At 67.7% G+C, this 1,091-nt stretch carries 1 protein-coding gene; it reads right to left on the bottom strand.

Annotated features, from left to right (window positions below; genetic code table 11):
- Positions 1-821, bottom strand: an 821-nt coding sequence (locus ACWD0F_RS52135; RefSeq protein ID WP_449890605.1) for a beta-ketoacyl synthase N-terminal-like domain-containing protein, incomplete at its 3' end; no start/stop codon positions are given.
- Positions 822-1,091 lie beyond the last annotated feature (270 nt).

Here is a 1,091-nt window from a genome sequence, read left to right on the forward strand (position 1 = left end):
GCGGCGAGGTGGATGGCGACGAGGGAGGAGGAGCAGGCGGTGTCGATGGTGATGGCGGGGCCTTCGAACCCGAAGACGTACGAGATCCGCCCGGAGGCGACACTGCTCGCGCTACCGGTCGCCAGATGTCCCTCGAATCCGTCCGGGGCTTGGCGGAGACGGGTGCCGTAGTCGTCGTACATCACCCCGGTGAAGACACCTGTTGCGCTGCCGCGCAGGCTCTGCGTGGGTATCCCGGCTCGTTCGAGTGCTTCCCAGGTGGTTTCGAGGAGGAGGCGTTGCTGGGGGTCCATGGCGAGGGCTTCGCGGGGGCTGATGCCGAAGAAGTCGGCGTCGAACTGGTCGGCGTCGTGCAGGAATCCGCCGTGCTGGGAGTAGGTCTTCCCGGTTCGGTCCGGATCCGGGTCGTACAGGTCGGTGTCCCAGCCGCGGTTGCCGGGGAACGCGGTGATGGCGTCGACGCCGTCGGTCACCAGGCGCCATAGATCCTCGGGGGAGTGCACACCGCCGGGATAACGGCAGGCCATGGCGACGACCGCGATCGGATCGTCGTGCGCGGCAGCTCTGGCGGCGGTTGCCGTGCTCACCGGTACGTCCTGGACGAGTTCGAGCAGGAAGTCCGCCAACGCGGCCATGTTCGGGTAGTCGAAGACCAGGGTGGACGGCAGGCGCAGGCCGGTGGATCCGGCAAGCCGGTTGCGCAGTTCCACCGCTGTCAGCGAATCGAAGCCCAGCTCGTTCAGCGCCCGTTCCGGATCTATCGCACCCGGCGCACCGTGCCCCAGGACGGCTGCGACCTGGTTGCGTACAAGGGCGAGCACCGCCTCACGGCGTTCGTCGGCTGGAAGTGCGCTGATTCGCAGCGCCCAATGGGTGCCGGCGGTTCCACGAGAGGCGCGGCGAGACGACGTACGCACGAGATTGTGCAGGAGCGGGGGCAATATGCCGGTGTCGGCCTGTCCACGGAGTACCGCGCGGTCGATCCGGGCCGGAAGCAGATGTGGTTGACCGCTGGCGAGTGCGTTGTCGAACAGGGCGAGTGCGTCTTGGGTGGGCATGGGGGCGATGCCGTTGCGTCGGAGTCTGTTGAG

The organism is Nonomuraea sp. NPDC002799 (assembly GCF_053592075.1).